Genomic DNA, 20,722 nt, shown 5'->3' on the forward strand with positions numbered 1-20,722 from the left:
GTACGGAGAAAGGGAATACGCCGATGATTAAGAATCTTGAGAACATACACCATGTAGCTATATACCTTAGGATTAGTCAGGAGAAGAAGGGTGAAAACGTAGAAACTCTGGAGAACCATAGACAAATCCTTATAGAGTTTTGTGAAGAACATGGCTTTACTTATGAAGAATTTGGAGAAGTCATAAGTGGAGGAAAATCTGAAATAACTCAAAGGGTTGCTCTTAAAAGGCTACTCGACAATATTGAAAAATATGATGCAATTGCGTGCTTTGAGTTAACCAGGATTTCAAGGAACGGTCTTATAAGTCAGACGGTTAAACAGTACTGTATCGATTATGACAAACCAATACTAACGCCTTATCAATCTTATGATTTAGCTAACTCAGAGACTGACCGTCTCTTATTTGACGTTGGCAGCATGATTTCAAGTCATGAACACAGTACTATAGGTAAGCGAAGTAAAGCTAATAAAATGCAAATGTCTAAAGCAGGCTTACATGTGAGTGGAAATGTTCCTTTCGGATATAAAAGAAACAACGATACAAAAAAACTTGAAATTGATGAAGAAGCAGCACCAACAATTCGGTACATTTTCCAACTGCATTCAGAAGGATTTGGGAGCTTTAAAATTAGAGATATTTTGAACAATGAAGGTTATAAATCAGCTACAGGAAAGGCCTTCAATCTTCCTTCTATAAAGAGGATAATCAGAAATCCTGCATATAAGGGAACTTTAGTTTTTAATAATAGGAAAAAGATTAAAAGAAATGGAAAGTTTGAATATGACAACGTAGAAACTATCACTGTTGAAAATGCCCATCCAGCAATAATTCCACCTGATGTGTGGGCAAAAGCAAATCAGGATCGTGAATCAAGAGCACGAAAATCGATTAGTATTAGAGAAAAACCAGCAACTAAATCAGGCGTTACATTATTAAAAGACTTAATCTTTTGTGGGGTTTGCGGTAGAAAAATGATTATTAGGAAAGACACAAAAGACAGCATCGGTTACACTCTTAAAAAATGTGAATACTTGCTACCTAACGGAGAAAAGTGTCCAAACTGTGGGAAGAAGTTGGACGCTGTAATAGCAAAAGTCCTTGATGGATTAAGAATGTATACTAAAAATTTGACGCAAATAGAAGACCAATTGAAGAGTAAGAGTATGAAGGATCTTAATAAGAAGAATGAGTTGAAGCTTGAACAAATTGAAAAGGCAATTAAAGAAAATGAGCTAAAACAGAAAAATTTAATTGATTTGGCAATGGAGGGCTTATTTACTCACGAGGAGATCCGAGATAAGAAACAAGAGCTTGTTACATTATTGGACGAGCTTAGATCCAAGAAAGAAGAAATAATTAAAAGCATTAGCTCCATGTCGGTTGAAGAAGAGCTAGAGACAATTAAAGAAAGAAAAGAAATACTAGAGGAATTAAAAGACATTACTGACCAGGAATATGGTAACCAACTACTAAAACAATTTATAAAGAAAATCCATTTTACACGGGTAATACCAGAAGATATCCTAAAAAAATCAACACGTAATAAAGAGAGAAAAGAATATCCTTTTGAAATTGAATTCGAGTTCTTTGATTGATCTATATATAGATATACTCATGATTGATATGTATGTATATAGTGTTTAATTCTAAATAAAATTCCCATTTTATTCAAATCTGAAAGTGGCTTGATTGCATACCAAATATAAGGTACTCTGTATATGTATCATAGGGGTTTAACAGCCACTATAACGCCAGAGAGCTCCCTCACATAGCTCTCTGGTTCTTTTAATTTATAGGCTGTTTTTTCATAAAGACCATCGTGAAGATGAAAATTTTAAAGATGAACTCAAATAATCTAAGGGAATAAAATAGTGAAGTTGATCCCAAATACGCAAATTTCATATAATAAGTACATACTAATCTGTTTATTAAACTTACGTGTAGAGCTGGGTAAGTAAATGTTCTTAATTGTTTCGGTCATTAAGGGAGTGCAATTTATAGGATGAAGAAAAATCTTATGGTAATTAATTAAAAGAACAGGAGACTATGAATGGAATTCTTAATTAGACAAGAACTCACACATGAATATAATACGACTGAAGAAATTGTTAAAAGAGCTTTTTTAAATGAAGAATATAGTGACAAGAAAGAGCATTTACTTGTAAATAGGATTAGAAAATCAGATGCATTCATTCCTGAACTTTCATTGGTCGCATTAAATCAAGATAAAGATATCGTAGGCCATGTCCTTTTATCTAAAATAAAAATCATAGATGGCGATAACACTGTCGATTCTTTAGCACTTGCTCCAGTTTCTGTTGCGCCTGATTATCAGAAAAAAGGAATTGGGAGTAAATTAATTCGTACTGCGTTAAAAAACGCAATAGAGCTTGGTTATCGTTCAGTAATTGTTTTAGGACATAAAGATTATTATCCAAGGTTTGGTTTTAAGCCAGCTAGCTTATGGAATATAAAAGCCCCATTTGAGGTGCCTGATGAAGTGTTTATGGCTCTAGAATTAGCAGATAATTCTCTTGAAGATGTGCAAGGTATCGTTAATTATTCAAAAGCTTTTTTTGAGTGAAAATTAGATGATTGATTAGATATTGTTAAAAAGAGGTTGTCCCGAAAATTTTTAAATCTATGGATAGCCTCTTTTTGTGTAAAGAGCCCTAAAAATAAAAAAGAAAGCCACAAAGGGCTTTCAATTAGCGTTCACATGCATAGTTGTCATGATCCCTGTCCATTTTAGATTGGTAAGCAGGGTGGGAGCTAGGCACTCCATGCGGATATTTTTTTCTTAACTCTGTGCAATTTTTAAATGTTTCTGTTTCTCCAGTTGTTTCTGAAGAAGCTTCTTTTTCAGTTGTAGTCGAAGTTTCACTTGATGCCTTTGGAGTAGTAGGCTGTTTAGCTGCCGGTTTAGACGTTGTTGCTTTTTTAACTGCAGTGGTTTTCTCTTTCACACAGCCATTAAATCCTCGGTCGGTCACATATCCATTCTTGCTCCAGATTGAAAGCTTCTCTGATTTTGCTTCCTGCTCGTCTTTCTTAAATTGGTCTATGTATTTGGTGTTTGGCTCATATACATATGCTACTCTGGCCAATCCTTCTTTTAGCAATGTTTCCTGAACAGATTTGCCATCCACATAAACATAAGCTAATAGTCTTCCGTATTTATCTCTGCGATCACCTTTGTCAAATTCAAGCTGCAACTTACCACTGTTAACCAATTCTTTATTTCGCTTAGAAGCTTCTTCACCGTATGGTTGAACACAAGAATTTGGTTTCTTAGTTTCAGGTGTATCAACGAGCAAGTAGCGGACTGTGTCTACATTTCCGTTGTAGGTAACTTTAATTGTGTCACCATCAACAGCTCTATCTAGAGTAACATCTACCAATTCCTTTTTGTCTTTTTCCTTAGACTTGTCAGCAGTTTTTTCTTTAGTAGATTCCTTTTGTTCTGTTTTCTTTTCTACATCTGTAGACGCTTGTGGTGTTTCTTTTTCTGTGCTTACTTTTTCAGAATCATTTGAGCTGCAGGCTGCCAATGATAAGCTCAAAGTGAATGCTGCAAAACCTAATAATACTTTCTTCAACTTCATTTCCCCTTTTAGAATGTTTGTTCTCTATTTATATCGGTAAAACATCAATAATTATAATCCTATATCCAATTATTGTGAATTTAATTTTTCCTTAATATCATTGCCTTTCTCTTTAAAACTTCCAGGCGCATGTTAAAATTTCACTGAATTCATAGTCAAAAGGGGAATGTTTTTATGCTTGGAATTAAAGTTGAAAAATCAAATGAAAACTTAATTATCGATTGGCAGCTATCCAAAATTGAAATTCCAATCAAAGAAATTAATGATGTATTTCTTGATCCAAACTATGGGGGAGAGGAAAAAAGTGCAGTAAGGATTGGATTTCCTTATGGCTCTACGGATAGGGTAGTGATTAAAACAGCAAATAACACTTACATTTTGTTCACCACTAATGCTGCTTCTATTATGAGTAAAATTGTTTCCTAATACCATTTAATGTCCTATTAGTAATGCTTTCCTTATAGCTATATGACATGGTAAAATCTAGATAATTATTGATAGGGGGATGGGATATGGAAGAAGGCAAACTTATTCATTTGACACTTGCTGGTATTAAAGAAGCTGTTTCTAAGTATGGCACTTTTCCAATGATTCAACCAGGTGGTTTCGTATTAGAAGATGCCACATTTGAATTTAATGAACCTGCAACAGAAGAAGAAATTAGAAAATTAGAATCACATTTCAATGTAAGTTTACCCAAAGATTATAAGGAGTTCCTAGCTCTACATAATGGATTGGAGTTTCTTGATGGAATCGAAATACTCAGTATTGAAGATGTTATAAAATACAATGAAACAGAAGACCTACCAGAAAAGTGTTTTTTGATTGGATATCATTTTGATGGAAGGTATGTTATAGATTCAAATAGGTATGAAAAAGGGGACTTAGATTACCTATTTTATTTGGATTCAATTGATCATTTTGATGAAGCAGTGGATTTAAAAGCGAATTTTGAAATTTGGTTTGATCGACTTTTAAGTTCGAACGGAAATAAGTACTGGGAAGTTGAAAGAGATGTTAAAGCTTATTATGAAAACATAGATGAGTAAAGGACTCTAATTAGAGTCCTTTATTATTTTTAATTAGTAAGAAGCCCACCATGGATTGACTTCTGTTCTGTGGAAACTCTTATCCAAAGGAATTAAATTCCCAGTCATATTTCCACCGCCATATTCCCTTGGAAGTTGATGGTGGATTTCAAACTTAGTCCAAGTTTTTTTGCCATATTTCTTATCGTACCAATTTCTATAGGCTGTACGTTCTTTAGTTCCCCATTTAACTCTTTTTTCCGCGGGAATCTTCTTCCAGAAAACATGTGATGGTGCTAATAGATTTAATCCCGATTGTTTGTCAGTATAGACAGGGAAGAACATGCCTTTTTTGTTTGTAAGGTATAGGCCTTCTGTCCAAGTTAAAGTTCTAATGGAAGGGGGTCTTCCTGCCCAAGTTGCGATAGCGCTTCCTGAATACTTCCAAAAGGCTGAAGCATTCACATTAAGCAGTTGATGTACTTCCGCACCTTTTTTTATTTGACCTGCAACGAAAGTTTTTCTTATTACGTGAGGGCATGTAAATTGTTTGTTGTAATAACCACTTTTACATAGAGCTTGTTGAACTTCAAGAGTTGCAGGAGGTGTTCCAACAACTTTTGTAACCTCTACTCCATGAATTACTTTATTGACCTTTCCACCTAAAAAAGTATGACCGAGATAAACTACATTCCCAGCTTTCTTTTCAAGGGTTTTTCGTTGGTTCTCACTTGTAACGTTTCCTGATGAAAGTTTGTTTCCTTGTTTGTCGTAGGCTATATATGTTTGATAGGAATCTGTTACATCGAGTCCTTCTTCTTTTGCAATTTTAGCTAGTTTGCTAGAGGTACCAGTGATCTCTTTTTTGGAGCTGTTTTCACTGAATTGCTTTATTCCATTAACTGAAGAAATACGTTGGGTAAGGTCGATTCCTTGGATGCTTGTTTTGTTAGATGATTCACTTGCAGCTACTTTCTTTTCATGTGTGAAGAGTCCAGAAAGAAGTAAAACAACAGTTAGAGCGGTTAATCCAAAGCATTTTAAAAACTTTTTCATAAACAATCATCTCCTTTTTCTGTGTTATTAACAAATGAATAATCAGCGAGTGTTAAATTGTTGCAAATAATTACATATAATCCCACCTCCGGGCAGGATTATATCAAATGACCTAAAAAATTACAATTGATTTTTAGAGAGCTAAGAAACATTTAAAGTTGTAAATTCCTAGGTTAATTGGTTGTGTACTAGGTGATAACATGGGGATTTGTGGTAAAATTTATATGGAGTAAGCATGAAAGGAGAATGATATGAAGGTTTTTGAAGCTGATTCACTACTCTCTGAAGCGGATAAAAGAACCAAAGAGTATAAGGAACTAAGGTCGCAAATGGTGAAGCTCAAAAAAGCGTTTAAAGCTGTAGCTGACCTAGACGACAGCGAGTTTTCAGGTAAGGGTGCAGACAACATTAAAGCATTTTATCATGATCATGTCGGTGTTACAGATCAATGGATTGATTTAATTGACATGAAGATTGCTTTCTTAAGCAGCATTTCTGCAAAGCTTGAAGACGCCAAGATGTCTGATGCTTACATAGAAGAATCTTTTTTAGAACATGAACTTGTAAATGCATACACAAAATCAAAATCCATTATGTCAGAACAGAAGAAAGCGATGAAAGACATTCTGAATGACATCAATGACATCTTACCTCTTGAAATATTCTCAACAGAAGACTTCAAAGACAAACTTTCTTCTGCAGATGACAAACGTGAAAATACAATCGATAAGCTAAACAAGCTTGATGAGGATTTAAAAACAGAGTACGCTGAGACTGAGCCAAACGAACAATTCATCCAGCAAGATTTTAAAAAGCTGCAGGAATCAACAGGCAAAGGGAAGAACGCCACTCCGATTCACTATAACGCTAAAGCGTACAGAGAAAGTGACATACATAAGAAAAAAGGCGATATTGAAAAGCATTCTGAAGCTTACTTAAGTGTGAAGAAAGAAGAAGCAAAGGAACGTGAAATCAAGGAATTAAAGAAAAAACTTAATGACGGTGTATCTGACCCAGATGAGTATTTAGAGATTGCTAAGAAGGTAGGCTATAAGAATCTGGAGCCGTCTCAAGTACAGCTAGCAATGCAAATTGAACAAGCAAAGCAGCTAGAAGAAGCAGGAGAGATCACTTGGGATATTATTAAAGGAGTAAGTGTAGCTGCATATGATGTCGTTAAGGATACGGTAGTTGGTGCCAAAGACTTAGCAGTTGGTACTTGGGAATTTTCACAGCTTTCTGATGAGCAGAAGCTATTAAAAATAACTGGTACCATAATTGAAACACCTACTTATGCTAAAATTATTTGGAAAGACTTATCTGATTCCTGGAATGATAAAATGGTTAATGGTGATGCTTATTCGAGAGCACACTATATAACTTATGCTGTTGGAAGCCTTGTTGGATTAAAAGGTGGAGGCTCTATTCTTAAAGGGTCAAGTAAGTTAGCTACAACTGGAGCAGCCAAGGTCGATAAAGTCTTAGGGGCTGGAGAAAAAGCAATTACTAATAGCGTAAAGACTGGAATTGATAAAGGAAAAACCTTCATTAATTCTATTTCATTAAATAATAATCAATTGGCGTATGCAGGTATCCTTCAGGATATAGAGAATACTCATAATGTGAAAAACACATCAATATTGAAAGAAGCGATAGACCAGAAGAACAGTGTGCTATATAAATCGGCTGGTAGCGATGATTTTGTAGGAACACTAAAAGGTGAACAGGTTCTTTTAAAAGGTGTTAAAGTTAAGGAAATTAGCTACACAAAGAGAAGTCCAGAAGAAACAGCAAAACTTAGAAGAAAGTTCAATAGTTCTATAAAAAAACAATTCTTAAAAGGTCTATTAAATGATCCCAATAAAGTTAAGAAACTTAAGAAGGCTGGCTTAACAGATAAGGATATTGCCCGAATGAAAGATGGGTTGAATCCAAAAGGATATCAAGTTCACCATAAGCTTCCTCTAGATGACGGTGGCACAAACGACATGGATAACTTGATTTTGATTAAAAATGACCCTTATCATAAAGCAATAACTAATGAGCAAAATTCGTTAACAAAAGGTTTGACACCGGGGGAAACAAAGAAGATTAATTGGCCTATTCCTAATGGTGAGATATATCCAAGTGAGAAATAAGGGGGCAGTATTATGTGGGTAAATTTATTAGAGGAAATTCGAAAAACTGAAGCAAAGTATGGAGATGAATTAAATTCTCCTGTTACAGACCAAGAAATAAGGAACTTTGAAGAAGCAGTATTAGGTAAGTTCCCTGTAAATGAGATTCCTTTAGAATATAAAAAATTCCTTCAAACTGTAAACGGATTAGATTTTAATGGCTTGGTAATCTATGGATTGGATCAAGAATTACTGAGAGAAGAAAATAATGAAGAAGTTTATGGTTTTATTGAAACAAATGAACAGTGGCACGAAAATGATGAGCAGAAAAAATATCTGTTTTTTGGTGACTCAGATACAGCTTGGTATTGTTTAGATGTAATTGAGAATGAATACTTAGAGCTTGATAAACCCTCTGGAACACTGATGAACAAATTTAATGATTTTAACGCCATGCTAGCTGATGCATTGAAAGTTAGTTTAGACAATTAAACAAAAGTATTGCAATTGTTCATTGCTAAAGATGTGCAATGCGAAGGGGATTAATATGAGCTTCAATAATATCAAACAAAAGTTGAAAGAGTTTTCAATTGATGCAAAAACAGATCCCAGAATCAATAAAAATGAACAACTCAAAGAAATTGAAATGAACATAGGAAAACAATTACCTTCTGATTATAAGGACTTTTTGAAGGAATATGGCGGCTGTTATTTAGAAAGTAAAAAAACATCAGATGAGATTGAGTATGACGTTTGCTATAAACCTATAGAGAAAGATCCTTGGATGGGCAAGGGCGATGATACACAATTGTTAGGAGGTTTTTATGGTTTAGCGAACGATCATGACAGTCTTCAGAATGCAATCGATACATATTCTGATCGCTTTCCTAGAAATATTATTCCTATCGCAAGTTCCGCAGGCGGGAATGAAATATGCATGGATATCGATAATGAAAAGATTTTGTTTTGGGATCATGAATTAAGTCATCCAAATAAAGATTTTTTCCTGATTGCCAATTCGTTTGAGGAGTTTATATTTAGTTTAGTTGATAAACCAATTGAAACAGATGAAAAAGATGATGGAATTCTGTATATTGAATTAGATGATGACTTACTAAGCAGTTAAGAAAACGTATGGAGATAACTGGAGGAAACGTTAAAATGGCAGTTACTTATTGGACTGGAGAAAATTTAACACTGCGAGCAATTCAACCTGAAGATATCGTTATATTTGATTCGTTAGATGATGAAATTCTGCGAAATATGGACTCGCTACATTTTCCTCGTTCAGCTAATAACATGAGAGAATGGGTAGAAGAACAATTAGAAAAAGATGAATTCCGTTTTATTGCAGTTGATAGAGATAATAATATAGTAGGTATGATTGAAACTTTTGACTGTGATAGGAAAAATGGTACCTTCGGTTATTATTTGGCTGTATTTGAGCCATATAGGGGCAAAGGATTTGCCAAAGAAATGATCTTGATGGTTCTTCGCTTTTTCTTTTTGGAACTTGCTTATCAAAAAGTAAATACAACTGTTTATTCTTTTAATAATCCATCCATACGATTACATGAAAAATTAGGTTTCATGAAAGAGGGACAACTAAGAAAGATCATTTTCACTAAAGGTGCCTATTATGATGGTATTTGCTTTGGGATGACAAGAGAAGAATTTGAACTGAATCATGGATAATATCACTTTTGCATCGATAAAGTACTGGGTTCCAATAAAATAATGGTTTTATCCATAAAACAAAAGTTTTGCAAATTATTTCAATGGTTTCATTTAATGTGTTATAATCAAAAGTGTAAGATATATGGTTGTTTAAAATCAGAAAAGTAAAAAAACAGGGTGCTGTATACACCCTGGTACACAAGTTTACCAAAGGATTTGCTCATTATTATGTGAAAGGCACCCCAGAACCCTAGGAAGTTTTCGGGTGCTACATTCTTTTTTGACTGGTTATTAAAAACATCACGATATTTGATATTAATAAGACGGTATTTAATATTAAACCGCCAAACTGGATCATAATCACTAATGATTGGTATACAGTCAAATTTCTCACCTCTTCCGTCTTCTGACATGGAAGGAGAGCGTATCCTTGTTTGGCAACTAATGTACAGGATTAATTATACAACAGATAAATGTCCTTGTCTTGACATATCCATAATAAATTTCCAGTATGAAAAGAACTTGCTTAAAGTAAGTTCTTTTTTTATATCAAATGTTAAACATTTTGTAGGCATTTACCGATATTCAACAGTGATACACTTCAATAAAGACTAGATAATAATTGATAAGCGCATACTCAATAAATAAACACAATTAATTATTTGTAGTAGATATTTAGAAAGAGGTTTCCTATGGATGATAATGAAGAAATAGTAAAAGTATTAGGTGTATGTATTATGTTTCTAGGGGTTTTGAGTTTATGTGGGCTAGAATTAGGCAACAATTATCTTTTTGGAATATCAGTTTGCGCCTGTTTTCTTACATTCTCCGATTTAATGGATACAGAAAAACAAAAACAAAAAAAATTAAAAATCCTTTTATATTTCATGGGTATTTTTGCGATAATAGTAATGCCCCACTTACCTATTGATACAATTAATGATTTGGGAGCTTATACAAATTTTTATAGTTTAGTTGGGTTGGGAGCAGTGATTGCGTTTCTTCCACAAAAAATAAAAGAAGTTAAACTAAAAGATAAAAGGATTAAAGAACTGGAAACTGAAATTGCGGAAATGAAGAAGTCTAATCTAAAAAGCGAATAGAGTGAATAAAAATTATTTGTAAAAAGGGGATTGGGGAAAAGCCTTATAAATGGAATACAAATAATCTATTTAAAAAGAACAGTTTTAAAGCACCTTATATTAGGGTGCTTTTAATTTTTCTCATCTGCATGAGCGAATATTAGGATATTTATTGAAAGAATATCGTTACCAACATTTACATCGAACCTTTGTTCTTATTTATCTTGAATAAAGAACGTTTGTTCTGCTAATATTAGATCAATAAAGGAGTGGGTCGATATGCTTAGGGATCGAGGAACAATCAAATGGACATCAATGATGCTTCCAGAACATTTAACACAACTTAAACAAGATTTGATTGATGTATCAAAAATTGAAAAACCATCCTTAGATGACCAACAAATTGAGGAGATGGATATTCTCGTCTCTGAGGCATTGGAATTTAATAAAGAATTGAAATTCAAGCTTTTTAATAACGGATTCGTTGAAAATGTTATCGGCAGAGTACATTACATTAATTTTGACCAACAAAAGCTTCACGTAAAAGACCAGAACGACAATACAGTTTATATCAACATGAATAACATCATAGGAGTTACATACAATGATTGATTACTCACAATTTCCACGAAAGAATATACTTTGTGTCGATATGAAATCCTTCTATGCTTCTGTATCGGCTGTAACAATGGGACTTAATCCTTTAACATGCTATCTTGCTGTTGTAGGGAATACGGAGAGACAGGGAAGTGTAGTATTAGCTGCATCTCCTGCACTTAAAAAAGATTTTGGAATCAAAACAGGATCGAGACTATTTGAGATACCTGAAGATCCAAGAATACACATTGTAAATCCGCAAATGAAGCTTTTCATCAGAGTTTCAACTGAGATTACAAAGCTGTTTTACAGATTTGTGCCAGAAAAATGTGTTCATACGTATTCAATTGATGAATCTTTTTTAGATGCAGGAAAAGAAGATCCTGAAGAAATGGCCAAAGCAATTCAAAGCAGTATGTGGAGAGAGTTCGGTTTGATGTGTACTGTAGGTATTGGAGACAATATGTTGCTAAGTAAGCTTGCGCTTGACCTGGAAAGTAAGAAAACGAAGAGTGGTATTGCACGTTGGAGATATGAAGATGTGCCAAATAAACTCTGGAATGTTCATCCGTTGTCTAAAATGTGGGGGATAGGAGGGAGGATGGAAAGGAACCTGAATCGAATGGGTATATCAACTGTAGGTCAGTTAGCTAAATTTCCTTTAGAGCTGCTTGAAAAGAAGTTCGGAATAATGGGAAACCAGTTGTATTATCATGCTCATGGAATCGATTTGTCTGAAATAGGAGCTCCATTGATGCAAGGTCAGATTAGTTTTGGTAAGAGTCAGATTTTACTGAGGGATTATACAAGAACAGAAGAGATTAAGGCTGTTCTTCTGGAGATTTGTGAGGAAGTCGCGAGGAGGGCACGTACACATAATAAAGTTGGTCGAACGATCAGCCTTGGAATTGGTTACAGTAAAGATGAGCTTGGTGGTGGATTTCATCGAGCAAAAACAATTGATCTTCCCACAAATATCACGATGGACATTTATAGATGCTGCTTGATGCTCTTTAATAAGTTTTACTCGGGTAAAACAGTGAGAAGTATCTCAGTTACGTTATCAAATATTGAGGATGATGTTAATCAGCAGTTGAGCTTATTTGAAGTAGATAATGAAAAAAGAAGGAAACTTGGATTCGTTATGGATGGAATTAGAAACAAATATGGCTCTAAAGCGATTCTTAGAGCAGTTTCATATACACCTGCAGGAACTGCGCTTCACAGAGCAGGGCTTACTGGAGGACATAAAAATTGATTTTTATGTCTTTTTTTATTTTTTTATTGTAAAAAAAGAGAAAATAATGTAAAATAAAACCGTAAACGAAGTTATCAGAATATTTTATTTAATGGAATAAATGATTAATATAGAAAGGAATGGTTTTTTTGGAAGATTATTATCAACTGAAAGTTTATAGCCGTATACATAAGTTACAAAACAATATAGCAATTGGTTCAATGCCTCCTCATGCATTAGTCATTGAAGATGCTCCAGAATACTTGTCTGATGTCCTTAGATTTTTTTCTTCAAAAAAAACAATTAAGGAAGCAGAAGTATATCTTTCGGAAAATACAAATCTTTCATTAAAAGAAATAAATTTACTTTTAAATGATCTGATGGAAAATGAAATCATTGTAAAATCAAATTATGATCCAAATAATAGGTATTCTCGACACAGCTTGTATTATGAAATGATTGATACGAATGCAGGAGATGCTCAAAAAATTTTAGCAGAAAAGACTGTTGGCTTAGTCGGTATGGGGGGCATCGGGTCTAATGTGGCAATGAATTTAGCTGCAGCAGGTGTTGGCAAGTTGATTTTTTCAGATGGAGATACTATAGAAATATCAAATTTAACAAGACAGTATCTCTATAAAGAAGACCAAGTTGGTCAATCTAAAGTTGAGTCAGCGAAAAAGCAACTTCAATTACTTAATTCTGAGATTGAGTTAATTCCTGTTTGTGAGTCTATATCTGGAGAAGAATTGTTTGATAATCATTTTAGTGAGTGTGATTTTGTTGTTTTGTCTGCTGATTCTCCTTTCTTTATTCATGAATGGATTAACAATGCTGCATTAAAATATGGGTTTAGTTATAGTAACGCTGGTTATATAGAGACATATGGTGCAATAGGGCCTTTAGTTATACCTGGTGAAACGGCATGTTACGAGTGCTATAAAGATAAAGGCGATCTTTATCAGTTTTCTGACAACAAGGCGGAACTATCTGTAAATTTAAATGAAAGTTTCCAAGCTCCTAGTTACGGTCCTTTAAACGCAATGGTCTCTTCAATACAAGCTAATGAGGTCATTCGGTTTCTTTTAGGGTTAAAAACAAAAACAAGCGGAAAAAGGCTTTTAATTAATTCGGAAAACTATAAAATACACGAAGAAAAATTCGAGAAAAAAAATAACTGCTTATGTTCTGATATAAAATGTAAATATCCGTCAGTTGTTACTGTTTCAAATTCAGAAAAACAATTACATGAAGTATATATTGAAGAACGGGAGAGCGATTCTTTTAATTCCATATTGTTAGATAAAACTATGAGTAAATTGGTGAAAATGAATAAAGGGGAAACTAAAATACTTGATATTGGGTGTGCTACTGGTGAACAGGCTTTACATTTTGCTAACAAGGGAGCAAAAGTAACAGCAGTTGATATTTCAAATGACATGTTAAAGGTCTTAGATAAAAAAGCAAACAATATAAATGCAGGGTCAGTTAAGACTGTACTAGGTGATATTGAATCTATAGAAATTAATGATAAATTTAATTATATTCTATGTAATAATATCCTTGATTATTTGCCTGAAATAAACAATACTCTCAGGAAATTGAATGAACTTTTGGAAAATGAGGGAACATTAATAATTACTATTCCTCATCCAATTAAGGATGGAGGAGGTTGGAGAAAAGAATACTATAATGGCAAATGGAATTATGAAGAGTTTATTTTGAAAGACTATTTTAATGAAGGCTCAATAGAAAAATCAAGGGAAGATAAGGACGGTGAAACAGTTATAAAGTCTATTAAAACTTACCATCGGACAACAGAAACATATTTCAATTCTTTTAGCGATGCGGGTTTTAAGATTGTGTCTCTTCTAGAGCCACAGCCAATAAGTAGGGTTAGTGAAACTCACCCAATACTTTTTGAAAAATGCTCACGAATTCCTTATTTCCAAGTTTTTGTTTTAAAAAAGGAAGATAGATATGCCATCTGATTCAATATATATACATAAAAAATCAGTTGAGGATTTCACTTTTAATAGTGAAGTAAGCAATGTATTTGATGACATGGTTACTCGTAGTGTTCCTTTATACAATGAAACTCAAAATCTTATAGTTGATTTTATAGTTGATAATATTAAAAATGATAACAGTATATACGATTTAGGTTGTTCTACAGGAACAACATTAATACTACTAAGAAGAAAATTAACAGAATTTCAAAAGGGAAATCCATTAATAGGAGTAGACCTTTCAAAATCAATGCTTGAAAAAGCAGAAGAAAAAATAAAGAAACTTAATTTGCAAAAAATAAATTTAATACACGGTGATATAACAAATGATTTAGAATTTGAAAAGTCGGGATGTTTTATTCTGAACTTGGTTTTACAATTCATTAGACCAATTAATCGACAAAAGATTTTAAATAACCTTTTTAATAACCTTAAGGAAGATGGAATTTTGGTGTTATACGAGAAATTCATTGATACTTCTTCATTCTTCACCCGCAGATATATAGATATGTACTATACATTTAAAACTCAAAATAACTATTCTCAAATTGAAATAGCAAAAAAGAGAGAGGAATTGGAAAATGTTTTGATCCCATACACATTTAATGAAAATATCGATATGCTCAGAAAAGCTGGTTTTAAAGAAGTTTCTTTAGCATTTAAATATTTGAATTTTGGGGTGATTTTTGCAAAGAAATGATAATAAAAAAACTTGAAAGGAGGTGAGCGGGATGTTGAAAATTCGCAAAGTGAAAATTATTAGAGCTCAAAACGGGCATTACACAAATTAATCTTGTAAGTGTAGAAGGAGGTTTTTTTTGAAGCCTCCTTCTATTCAATCGAAAGGGGGATTTTAATGGATAAAGTAAGTAATTCTATTTGGAAGAATTCTCGCTTTACTACATATGCAACCGGTACACTATTTAATTCATTAGGGAATGCATGGTTTGATCTTGCTTTACCTTTATTAATATATAGTTTAACTAAATCGTTATCCTTAATGGGTGTTTTAACGGTTATAGTGCAATTGCCAAAAATTTTATTGGGGCCCTTTATTGGAGCTATGGTTGATCGATTAAACCCCAAAAAAGTGATTTTTTCTTCTTATATACTGCAAGCACTTTTAGCAATCCTAATAGTTTGTTTTTACTACGTTGGTATATTGAATGCTTGGGTGTTACTTATACTAGGCTTTTTAATTAAATCGGTTGATTTATTTGCAAGGTCCTCAAATTTTGTATTGATTCCAGTACTTTACCCTAATCAAAAAATAGAGGCTAATGCAGGATTTACAACGGTTTGGACATCCTCAATGTTAACAGGGCCAGTTTTAGGAGGACTACTATTAACTTTTCTCGCTCCAATTGACTTAGTTTTATTAGATGCTGTCACATTTGGAATAATGATGTTTTTTTTGTATCTTGTTAGAATCCCAGATAAAAAAATTAAAATGCCTAATAAAACCTTTTTTCAGGATGTTGCGCAAGGATTAAAAATATCCTTTAAAACTAGAACTTTAAGGTTTTTTTCCTTATCTGTATTCCTAATTACTTTTTCAGTTGCTCCAGTAACAACTATAGTAATCTATTATTTAAAAGATTCTCTCCACTTTACAGATTCTCAGATAGGTTTTATAACTGCTACAGCTGGATTCGGTATGTTTTCAGCTACGCTTTTGTTTAGAATTCTAAAAAAATTAAATTTAGGATTTATAATTAATTTAGCTTATTCCATAATATCTTTAGGGTTATTTATATTATTAATGCCTGGATGGTTTCTAATCCCTATAGGGTTGTTTTGTATGAGTTGTGGTTCTACTATGTATGCTATTTGTCGAGCTACGTTTGTTCAAAAGCACTGTCCTACAGAGTATCTTGCTAGAGTAAATTCCACGTTTCAAATGATTGAACAAACAGCTAACCCTCTAAGCATGTCTTTAATGGTTACAGTTGTAGGTATATATAATATCAGGGTTGCTATTTTTATTTTATTATTGATGGGGATAATATCTTTGATTATCTCATTAACATCTAAATTAAAATCGGTTGAGTCTAATGACCAAGTTTATACAGAGGGATAAATTTATTATTTACTGGAGGGTATTATGATTACAGTAGGTTTAAATGCGTGCATTGTAAATGATGATGATGAAATCAGATATGTTGATGGGGGAGGGGTCTGTATTTTCAAAGACAACCATATAGCTGCAGCGATTACAGAAGAACGACTCTCATATATAAAATATGATGGTGGCTTTAAAAAATCATTACCATATGTTCTTGAAAGTTGCAATTTAAGTTTGGAAGACGTTGATCAATTTGTGGTAAGTTTTTATGGAGTATCTATAAATGTTCCTCAATTTTTAATTGATCATATAAAAAAAGAGATAGGTATTAATGAAAAACAATCGCTTATAGTAATACCAACACACCACCTATCACATGCATACGCTGCTTATTTTTCTAGCGGTTATGACTCTGCATTAATTATAATTAATGACAATGAAGGGCAAATAATTGGTGAAAAAACATCACCGTATATGTTCGAAAATACTTGCGAAAGAAATTCTTATTACATAGGAAATAAGGACGAAATAAAATTAGTGGACAGAGACTTTGACTATCCATATGCCTTAGGGTTCGGAAAATTGTATAATAAAATTACTAACTACTTGGGATTAGGTAACTATCACAACGCTGGCAAAACAATGGGATTATCATCATATGGTTCTGGGGCTTTTGAAAATATAGGTGATGCCTATAGGATGGATTATGATGGAAATTTGCATTGTGTTATAGAGGATACGGGAGATACAGAAAAAGATATTAAAAATTTATTTAGTAAACTATCTGTAACAATACCAGATCCACGAAAAAGAAATGAACCTCTTAAGCAAATTCATGCAGATATGGCAGAGTATATTCAAAAACAACTAGAAAAATGGACAAGGGTTAGGGCAGAGTTTTTATTGAATAAGTATAATTTAAGTAATATTTGCGTGGGAGGAGGAGTGGCTTTAAATTGTCTTAGTAATAGTCAATTGTTAGATATAAAAAGAGTTGAAAGCGTTTATGTTCCTAGTGCCCCTCAGGATCAAGGTTTGTGTATAGGAAATGCCTTATATGGTGTTATAGAAGATATGAAAGAAAGGAATATCCCAGTAAGCCCTAATTTTAATATACCATTGTATCTTGGAAAGGAATATAGAATAAAACAAGAAGATCTTAGAATTATCATCAAGAAATACAAAGGTTTAACTTTTAAAGAGATGGATAATATTACTACTGTGGGAGCTAAATTATTAAGTGAAGGAAAAGTTATTGGTTGGTACCAAGGGAAAAGTGAGTTTGGTCCACGAGCTTTAGGTAATCGTAGTATCTTAGCAGACCCAAGAGATAAGTTAGTTATGAATCGTCTTAATTTAGAAATAAAAAAAAGGGAGGCCTTTCGACCATTTGCCCCAAGTGTAATCTTAGAAAAAACATCTGAATATTTCATTAATTTCAGAGAGAGAAGTCCATCGATGATGTTTACAGCTACAGTTAATCCAGATAAAAGAAACTTATTATCTGCTATAACTCATATTGATGGAACTGCTAGGTTGCAAACAGTTCAAGAATGTGATAACGAGCTTTATTATAAGCTTATAAAAAAATTTGGGGAGATAACTGGCGTTTACGTAGTACTAGACACTTCTTTTAATTTAAATGGCATGCCAATTGTAGAAACACCAGAAGATGCAATATCTTGTTTCGCAGAAAGTAATTTAGACGCTTTAATTCTAGATAATTATTTAATATGGAGAATATAAAACACGCCTCTATAGAGTGGCGTGTCTTTTTCACCCTTTGAATTTTTTATTGAAATACTTAAAGTCGTTGGATCAGTAACGAACCCCAAAAATGATAAATAAATCAATATAGCGTCTACTTGGGCTAAATCAATATGTGTAACACCTGATGATTTTATTTGAAGTGGATAATGAGAAGAGAAGAAAGCTTGGTTTCGTTTGGATGGGATTAGATGCAAGTATTGATCGAAAGCCATTCTGAGAGCAGTTTCTTATACATCTGCAGGAACTGCGCTTCACAGAGCAGGGCTTACTGGGGGACAAAAATCATAAAATAAAAGCCCACTCAAATGTTTGAGTAGGGCTAATTAATTAATCAACCTTTTTTTAACCTCCGACAGGCCTTTCAGCTACCTGTATGTTAGATGGTGAATCTGTACTCAATTGCGTTAAAGCTACCCCACTTAAAATTACAGCTAAAATAGATACGCAAAGCACAAGTTTTTTCATAAGATTCCCTCCACCTGATTCATTTTCTGTTCAGCCCAAATTTTCGCATTGAAAAAGCTTGTTGCTTCTTCAAAAGCACCTATTGATTCAAACCTTTTTGCAGCTATGTAAGACAATTCATCTACACTTTCAAGTTCATTTTGTTGTTTTAAAAACTCAATATTACTAACACAATTATTGAAATTATTTTTTAATTCCCCACAATAAAGGTTATATAAGATGCTGATTTTGGCTTCGTATACTTTATTCTCCATTAATATGAGTCTTTCCTGTGCTTTATTGTAAAAATTAACGGCTTTCATTTTTTCGTCAATTTTAAAGAGTTCTTTAATCATCATGAATAAAGAATTTATATAATAAATTGAATGTAACCAAGGTTCATTTCCTATTGCTTTTTCAAGAGATTCAATGCATTTATCAGGTTTGTTCCAATCAGAATAAACGATACTAAGATTGTGAAATAATTGAGCTTTCAAAAATTCATCTTTTGTTTCTTTTGCAATATCAATTGCTTCTAAGTAATATTTTTCTGCTTCCTCAAATCGTTTCATATCAGCATAGTTTGCAGCTGCAATCATTGTTGATGTAGCTAGTTTGCATTTATAATCAGGGTGTCGCTTATATATTGAAATTGCATTTTTTATATAGTGTTGTGCCACAATGCTTTGTTTAACAAGAGTGTATAAATAAGAGACTTTAGAGTAAAATTCAGCTGCCTCAATTTCATCTGGAATTTCTGCAAGCTTTTTCTCAGCTAATCCATATAAGTTGATTGCTCGATCATAGTTTTTGTTGTATGCCTCATACATTGCTTCAAATAAATAAAAGTTGTATTCTAATTTATCATTTGTTTTTTTAATGAAGTTTTGATTGTCTTCAGTAAAATAGGTGTGCTTTTGTAAAGGTTCTCCTCGTGAGGCATGCAGCAACATTTTATGTCTTTCTTCTAATAGACTATAATACGCAAGAACTTCTTGATCTTCTTCCATTTCATCAAAAAGTTTCTTTATCTCTGAATAATATTTTATTGATTCATCAACCTTTTGTTTTTTTATAGCAATGTACCAGTCATTCAGTGTAGTAGCGACAACTTCAGAAGCGATCTTACTCATTTAAACCCCTCTTTCTGAAAATTTCAAAAATCTCTCGAAAACAATCATAACATAGTCATTGAAAAAATTGTAAAAGGATGTAAGGTTTTCTGCAATTTTTTCATTTGAAAAAACGAAAAAAATACCCGCCTCAATCAAGAGAAGGGTATGGGGTTTATCTCGGTGAATCATAATCCATTGCTTGTTCACTATCAGAAATACCTTGAGTTGTTGGGTCAACAATGATACCCATTGCAGATAAAAAAGTTAGAAGCGCATTAAATTTCTCTGTCAATTCGTCACCAAATACAGTCAAGTCGTATCCAAATGCAGAGGCAATTGCTTGTACGAATAAAAGTGTTGCAGAGAAAATTGCAACAAGAAATGTCTTCTTTTTTAGTCTTACTTTCCAGTTAATTTTAGTCATTTAATCGTCTCCTGTTCATTTTTATTTAAGACCAAAATGTATGAGTAACCATGCACCGATAATAGTTGCAATCACACTTGGTAGCACCTTGAATACAAGGTCTTTTGTAAATTGAGAGGGGTCAATTTTTCGAGTGGAATCAGAGCGTTCCAAGATTTCAACTCGATTGTCCAGTTTTTCATATGATTTGCTTAGATTTTTTAAACTGTTACTCATTTCGTTAAGAGTACTGAACTGTTCTCTTGATTGTGCTTGAGAGTCTTTGTTAATTTCGACTTGTTGCTCAACAAGTGTAGCTATACGACCGATAACATTTGTTCTTTCTTCAAGAGAATCAATCTTGCTATCAGTGTGTTTTGCTTTTTCTTCTAGTGCACTTAATCTTGAAATGGTGCTTTGCTCAAAATTATCCATTTGTCACCAACCTTTAATAAATATAGAAAGGTGACATTACATCACCTCCTAAAATTAAGAGGATAGTCAATGATACATT

The 20,722-nt window shown here is 33.1% G+C and carries 21 protein-coding genes and 1 pseudogene; 16 read left to right on the forward strand and 6 right to left on the reverse strand.

The genetic code is table 11. From position 1 onward, the window contains the following. Positions 1-23 precede the first annotated feature (23 nt). Positions 24-1,598, forward strand: a complete 1,575-nt coding sequence (locus QA442_RS11005) for a recombinase family protein (RefSeq protein ID WP_279474417.1) — start codon at positions 24-26, stop codon at positions 1,596-1,598. 455 nt (positions 1,599-2,053) lie between these two features. Further along, the gene (locus tag QA442_RS11010; RefSeq protein ID WP_003230849.1) at positions 2,054-2,587 is read left to right on the forward strand and encodes a GNAT family N-acetyltransferase; all 534 of its coding nucleotides are present in this window, start codon (positions 2,054-2,056) and stop codon (positions 2,585-2,587) included. 124 nt (positions 2,588-2,711) lie between these two features. Here QA442_RS11010 and yokF read toward each other — a convergent pair whose 3' ends face one another. Further along, positions 2,712-3,602, reverse strand: coding sequence for an endonuclease YokF (gene yokF / locus QA442_RS11015; RefSeq protein ID WP_279474420.1), 891 nt, complete (start codon positions 3,600-3,602; stop codon positions 2,712-2,714). Between the two features lie 180 nt (positions 3,603-3,782). Here yokF and QA442_RS11020 point away from each other — a divergent pair, with 180 nt between their 5' ends. Together QA442_RS11020 and QA442_RS11025 are read left to right on the forward strand one after the other, a co-directional pair. Then, positions 3,783-4,034 (forward strand): SunI/YnzG family protein, encoded by a 252-nt coding sequence (locus QA442_RS11020; RefSeq protein ID WP_160245122.1) that lies wholly within the window; start codon positions 3,783-3,785, stop codon positions 4,032-4,034. Between the two features lie 86 nt (positions 4,035-4,120). Continuing rightward, positions 4,121-4,657 (forward strand): SMI1/KNR4 family protein, encoded by a 537-nt coding sequence (locus QA442_RS11025; protein ID WP_202657324.1) that lies wholly within the window; start codon positions 4,121-4,123, stop codon positions 4,655-4,657. A gap of 33 nt (positions 4,658-4,690) precedes the next feature. Here QA442_RS11025 and QA442_RS11030 read toward each other — a convergent pair whose 3' ends face one another. Continuing rightward, positions 4,691-5,692: a hypothetical protein gene (locus tag QA442_RS11030; RefSeq protein WP_231833920.1), complete on the reverse strand. Its 1,002-nt coding sequence runs from the start codon at positions 5,690-5,692 to the stop codon at positions 4,691-4,693. 251 nt (positions 5,693-5,943) lie between these two features. On the opposite strand from QA442_RS11030, the gene QA442_RS11035 reads away from it, so the two are divergent. The 12 genes and pseudogenes from QA442_RS11035 to QA442_RS11095 all read left to right on the forward strand — a co-directional run. Next, positions 5,944-7,830, forward strand: coding sequence for a T7SS effector LXG polymorphic toxin (locus QA442_RS11035; RefSeq protein ID WP_279474423.1), 1,887 nt, complete (start codon positions 5,944-5,946; stop codon positions 7,828-7,830). A gap of 12 nt (positions 7,831-7,842) precedes the next feature. Continuing rightward, complete coding sequence (locus QA442_RS11040; protein ID WP_120028292.1) at positions 7,843-8,301, forward strand: YrhA family protein; 459 nt, start codon at positions 7,843-7,845, stop codon at positions 8,299-8,301. Positions 8,302-8,356: 55 nt separating this feature from the next. After that, on the forward strand, positions 8,357-8,935 hold the full coding sequence (locus QA442_RS11045; RefSeq protein ID WP_279474424.1) for an SMI1/KNR4 family protein: 579 nt from the start codon (positions 8,357-8,359) through the stop codon (positions 8,933-8,935). Positions 8,936-8,970: 35 nt separating this feature from the next. Next, on the forward strand, positions 8,971-9,504 hold the full coding sequence (locus QA442_RS11050; RefSeq protein ID WP_279474425.1) for a GNAT family N-acetyltransferase: 534 nt from the start codon (positions 8,971-8,973) through the stop codon (positions 9,502-9,504). Between the two features lie 674 nt (positions 9,505-10,178). Beyond that, positions 10,179-10,589, forward strand: coding sequence for a hypothetical protein (locus QA442_RS11060; protein WP_071581353.1), 411 nt, complete (start codon positions 10,179-10,181; stop codon positions 10,587-10,589). Positions 10,590-10,847: 258 nt separating this feature from the next. Continuing rightward, complete coding sequence (locus QA442_RS11065) at positions 10,848-11,180, forward strand: YolD-like family protein (protein WP_279474427.1); 333 nt, start codon at positions 10,848-10,850, stop codon at positions 11,178-11,180. Then, positions 11,173-12,423: a Y-family DNA polymerase gene (locus QA442_RS11070; protein ID WP_279474428.1), complete on the forward strand. Its 1,251-nt coding sequence runs from the start codon at positions 11,173-11,175 to the stop codon at positions 12,421-12,423. The genes QA442_RS11065 and QA442_RS11070 overlap by 8 nt, the downstream gene beginning before the upstream one ends. Before the next feature lie 128 nt (positions 12,424-12,551). Then, positions 12,552-14,393: a ThiF family adenylyltransferase gene (locus QA442_RS11075; protein ID WP_279474430.1), complete on the forward strand. Its 1,842-nt coding sequence runs from the start codon at positions 12,552-12,554 to the stop codon at positions 14,391-14,393. Further along, positions 14,383-15,111: a carboxy-S-adenosyl-L-methionine synthase CmoA gene (gene cmoA, locus QA442_RS11080; RefSeq protein ID WP_279474432.1), complete on the forward strand. Its 729-nt coding sequence runs from the start codon at positions 14,383-14,385 to the stop codon at positions 15,109-15,111. Before QA442_RS11075 ends, cmoA begins: the two co-directional genes overlap by 11 nt. 156 nt (positions 15,112-15,267) lie before the next feature. Next, positions 15,268-16,491, forward strand: a complete 1,224-nt coding sequence (locus QA442_RS11085; RefSeq protein WP_279474433.1) for an MFS transporter — start codon at positions 15,268-15,270, stop codon at positions 16,489-16,491. Positions 16,492-16,515: 24 nt separating this feature from the next. Then, positions 16,516-18,222, forward strand: a complete 1,707-nt coding sequence (locus tag QA442_RS11090; RefSeq protein WP_279474434.1) for a carbamoyltransferase C-terminal domain-containing protein — start codon at positions 16,516-16,518, stop codon at positions 18,220-18,222. 154 nt (positions 18,223-18,376) lie between these two features. After that, positions 18,377-18,534, forward strand: a pseudogene (locus QA442_RS11095) (hypothetical protein); the annotation flags it as partial. 54 nt (positions 18,535-18,588) lie between these two features. Here the strand turns inward: QA442_RS11095 and phrK are convergent. From phrK to QA442_RS11115, 4 genes are all read right to left on the reverse strand, one after another. Then, positions 18,589-18,711: a phosphatase RapK inhibitor PhrK gene (phrK, locus tag QA442_RS11100; protein WP_004399440.1), complete on the reverse strand. Its 123-nt coding sequence runs from the start codon at positions 18,709-18,711 to the stop codon at positions 18,589-18,591. Then, a complete protein-coding gene (rapK, locus tag QA442_RS11105; RefSeq protein WP_279474435.1) occupies positions 18,708-19,823 on the reverse strand; it encodes a response regulator aspartate phosphatase RapK in 1,116 nt (371 codons plus the stop codon). Before rapK ends, phrK begins: the two co-directional genes overlap by 4 nt. 154 nt (positions 19,824-19,977) lie before the next feature. Beyond that, positions 19,978-20,229 carry a phage holin gene (locus QA442_RS11110; protein WP_153256881.1) on the reverse strand — a complete coding sequence of 84 codons (252 nt, stop codon included), beginning with the start codon at positions 20,227-20,229 and terminating at the stop codon, positions 19,978-19,980. Between the two features lie 21 nt (positions 20,230-20,250). Then, positions 20,251-20,643, reverse strand: a complete 393-nt coding sequence (locus tag QA442_RS11115; RefSeq protein WP_279474436.1) for a hypothetical protein — start codon at positions 20,641-20,643, stop codon at positions 20,251-20,253. Between the last annotated feature and the right edge of the window lie 79 nt (positions 20,644-20,722).

Source organism: Bacillus stercoris, assembly GCF_029772985.1.
Taxonomy (GTDB): domain Bacteria; phylum Bacillota; class Bacilli; order Bacillales; family Bacillaceae; genus Bacillus; species Bacillus stercoris.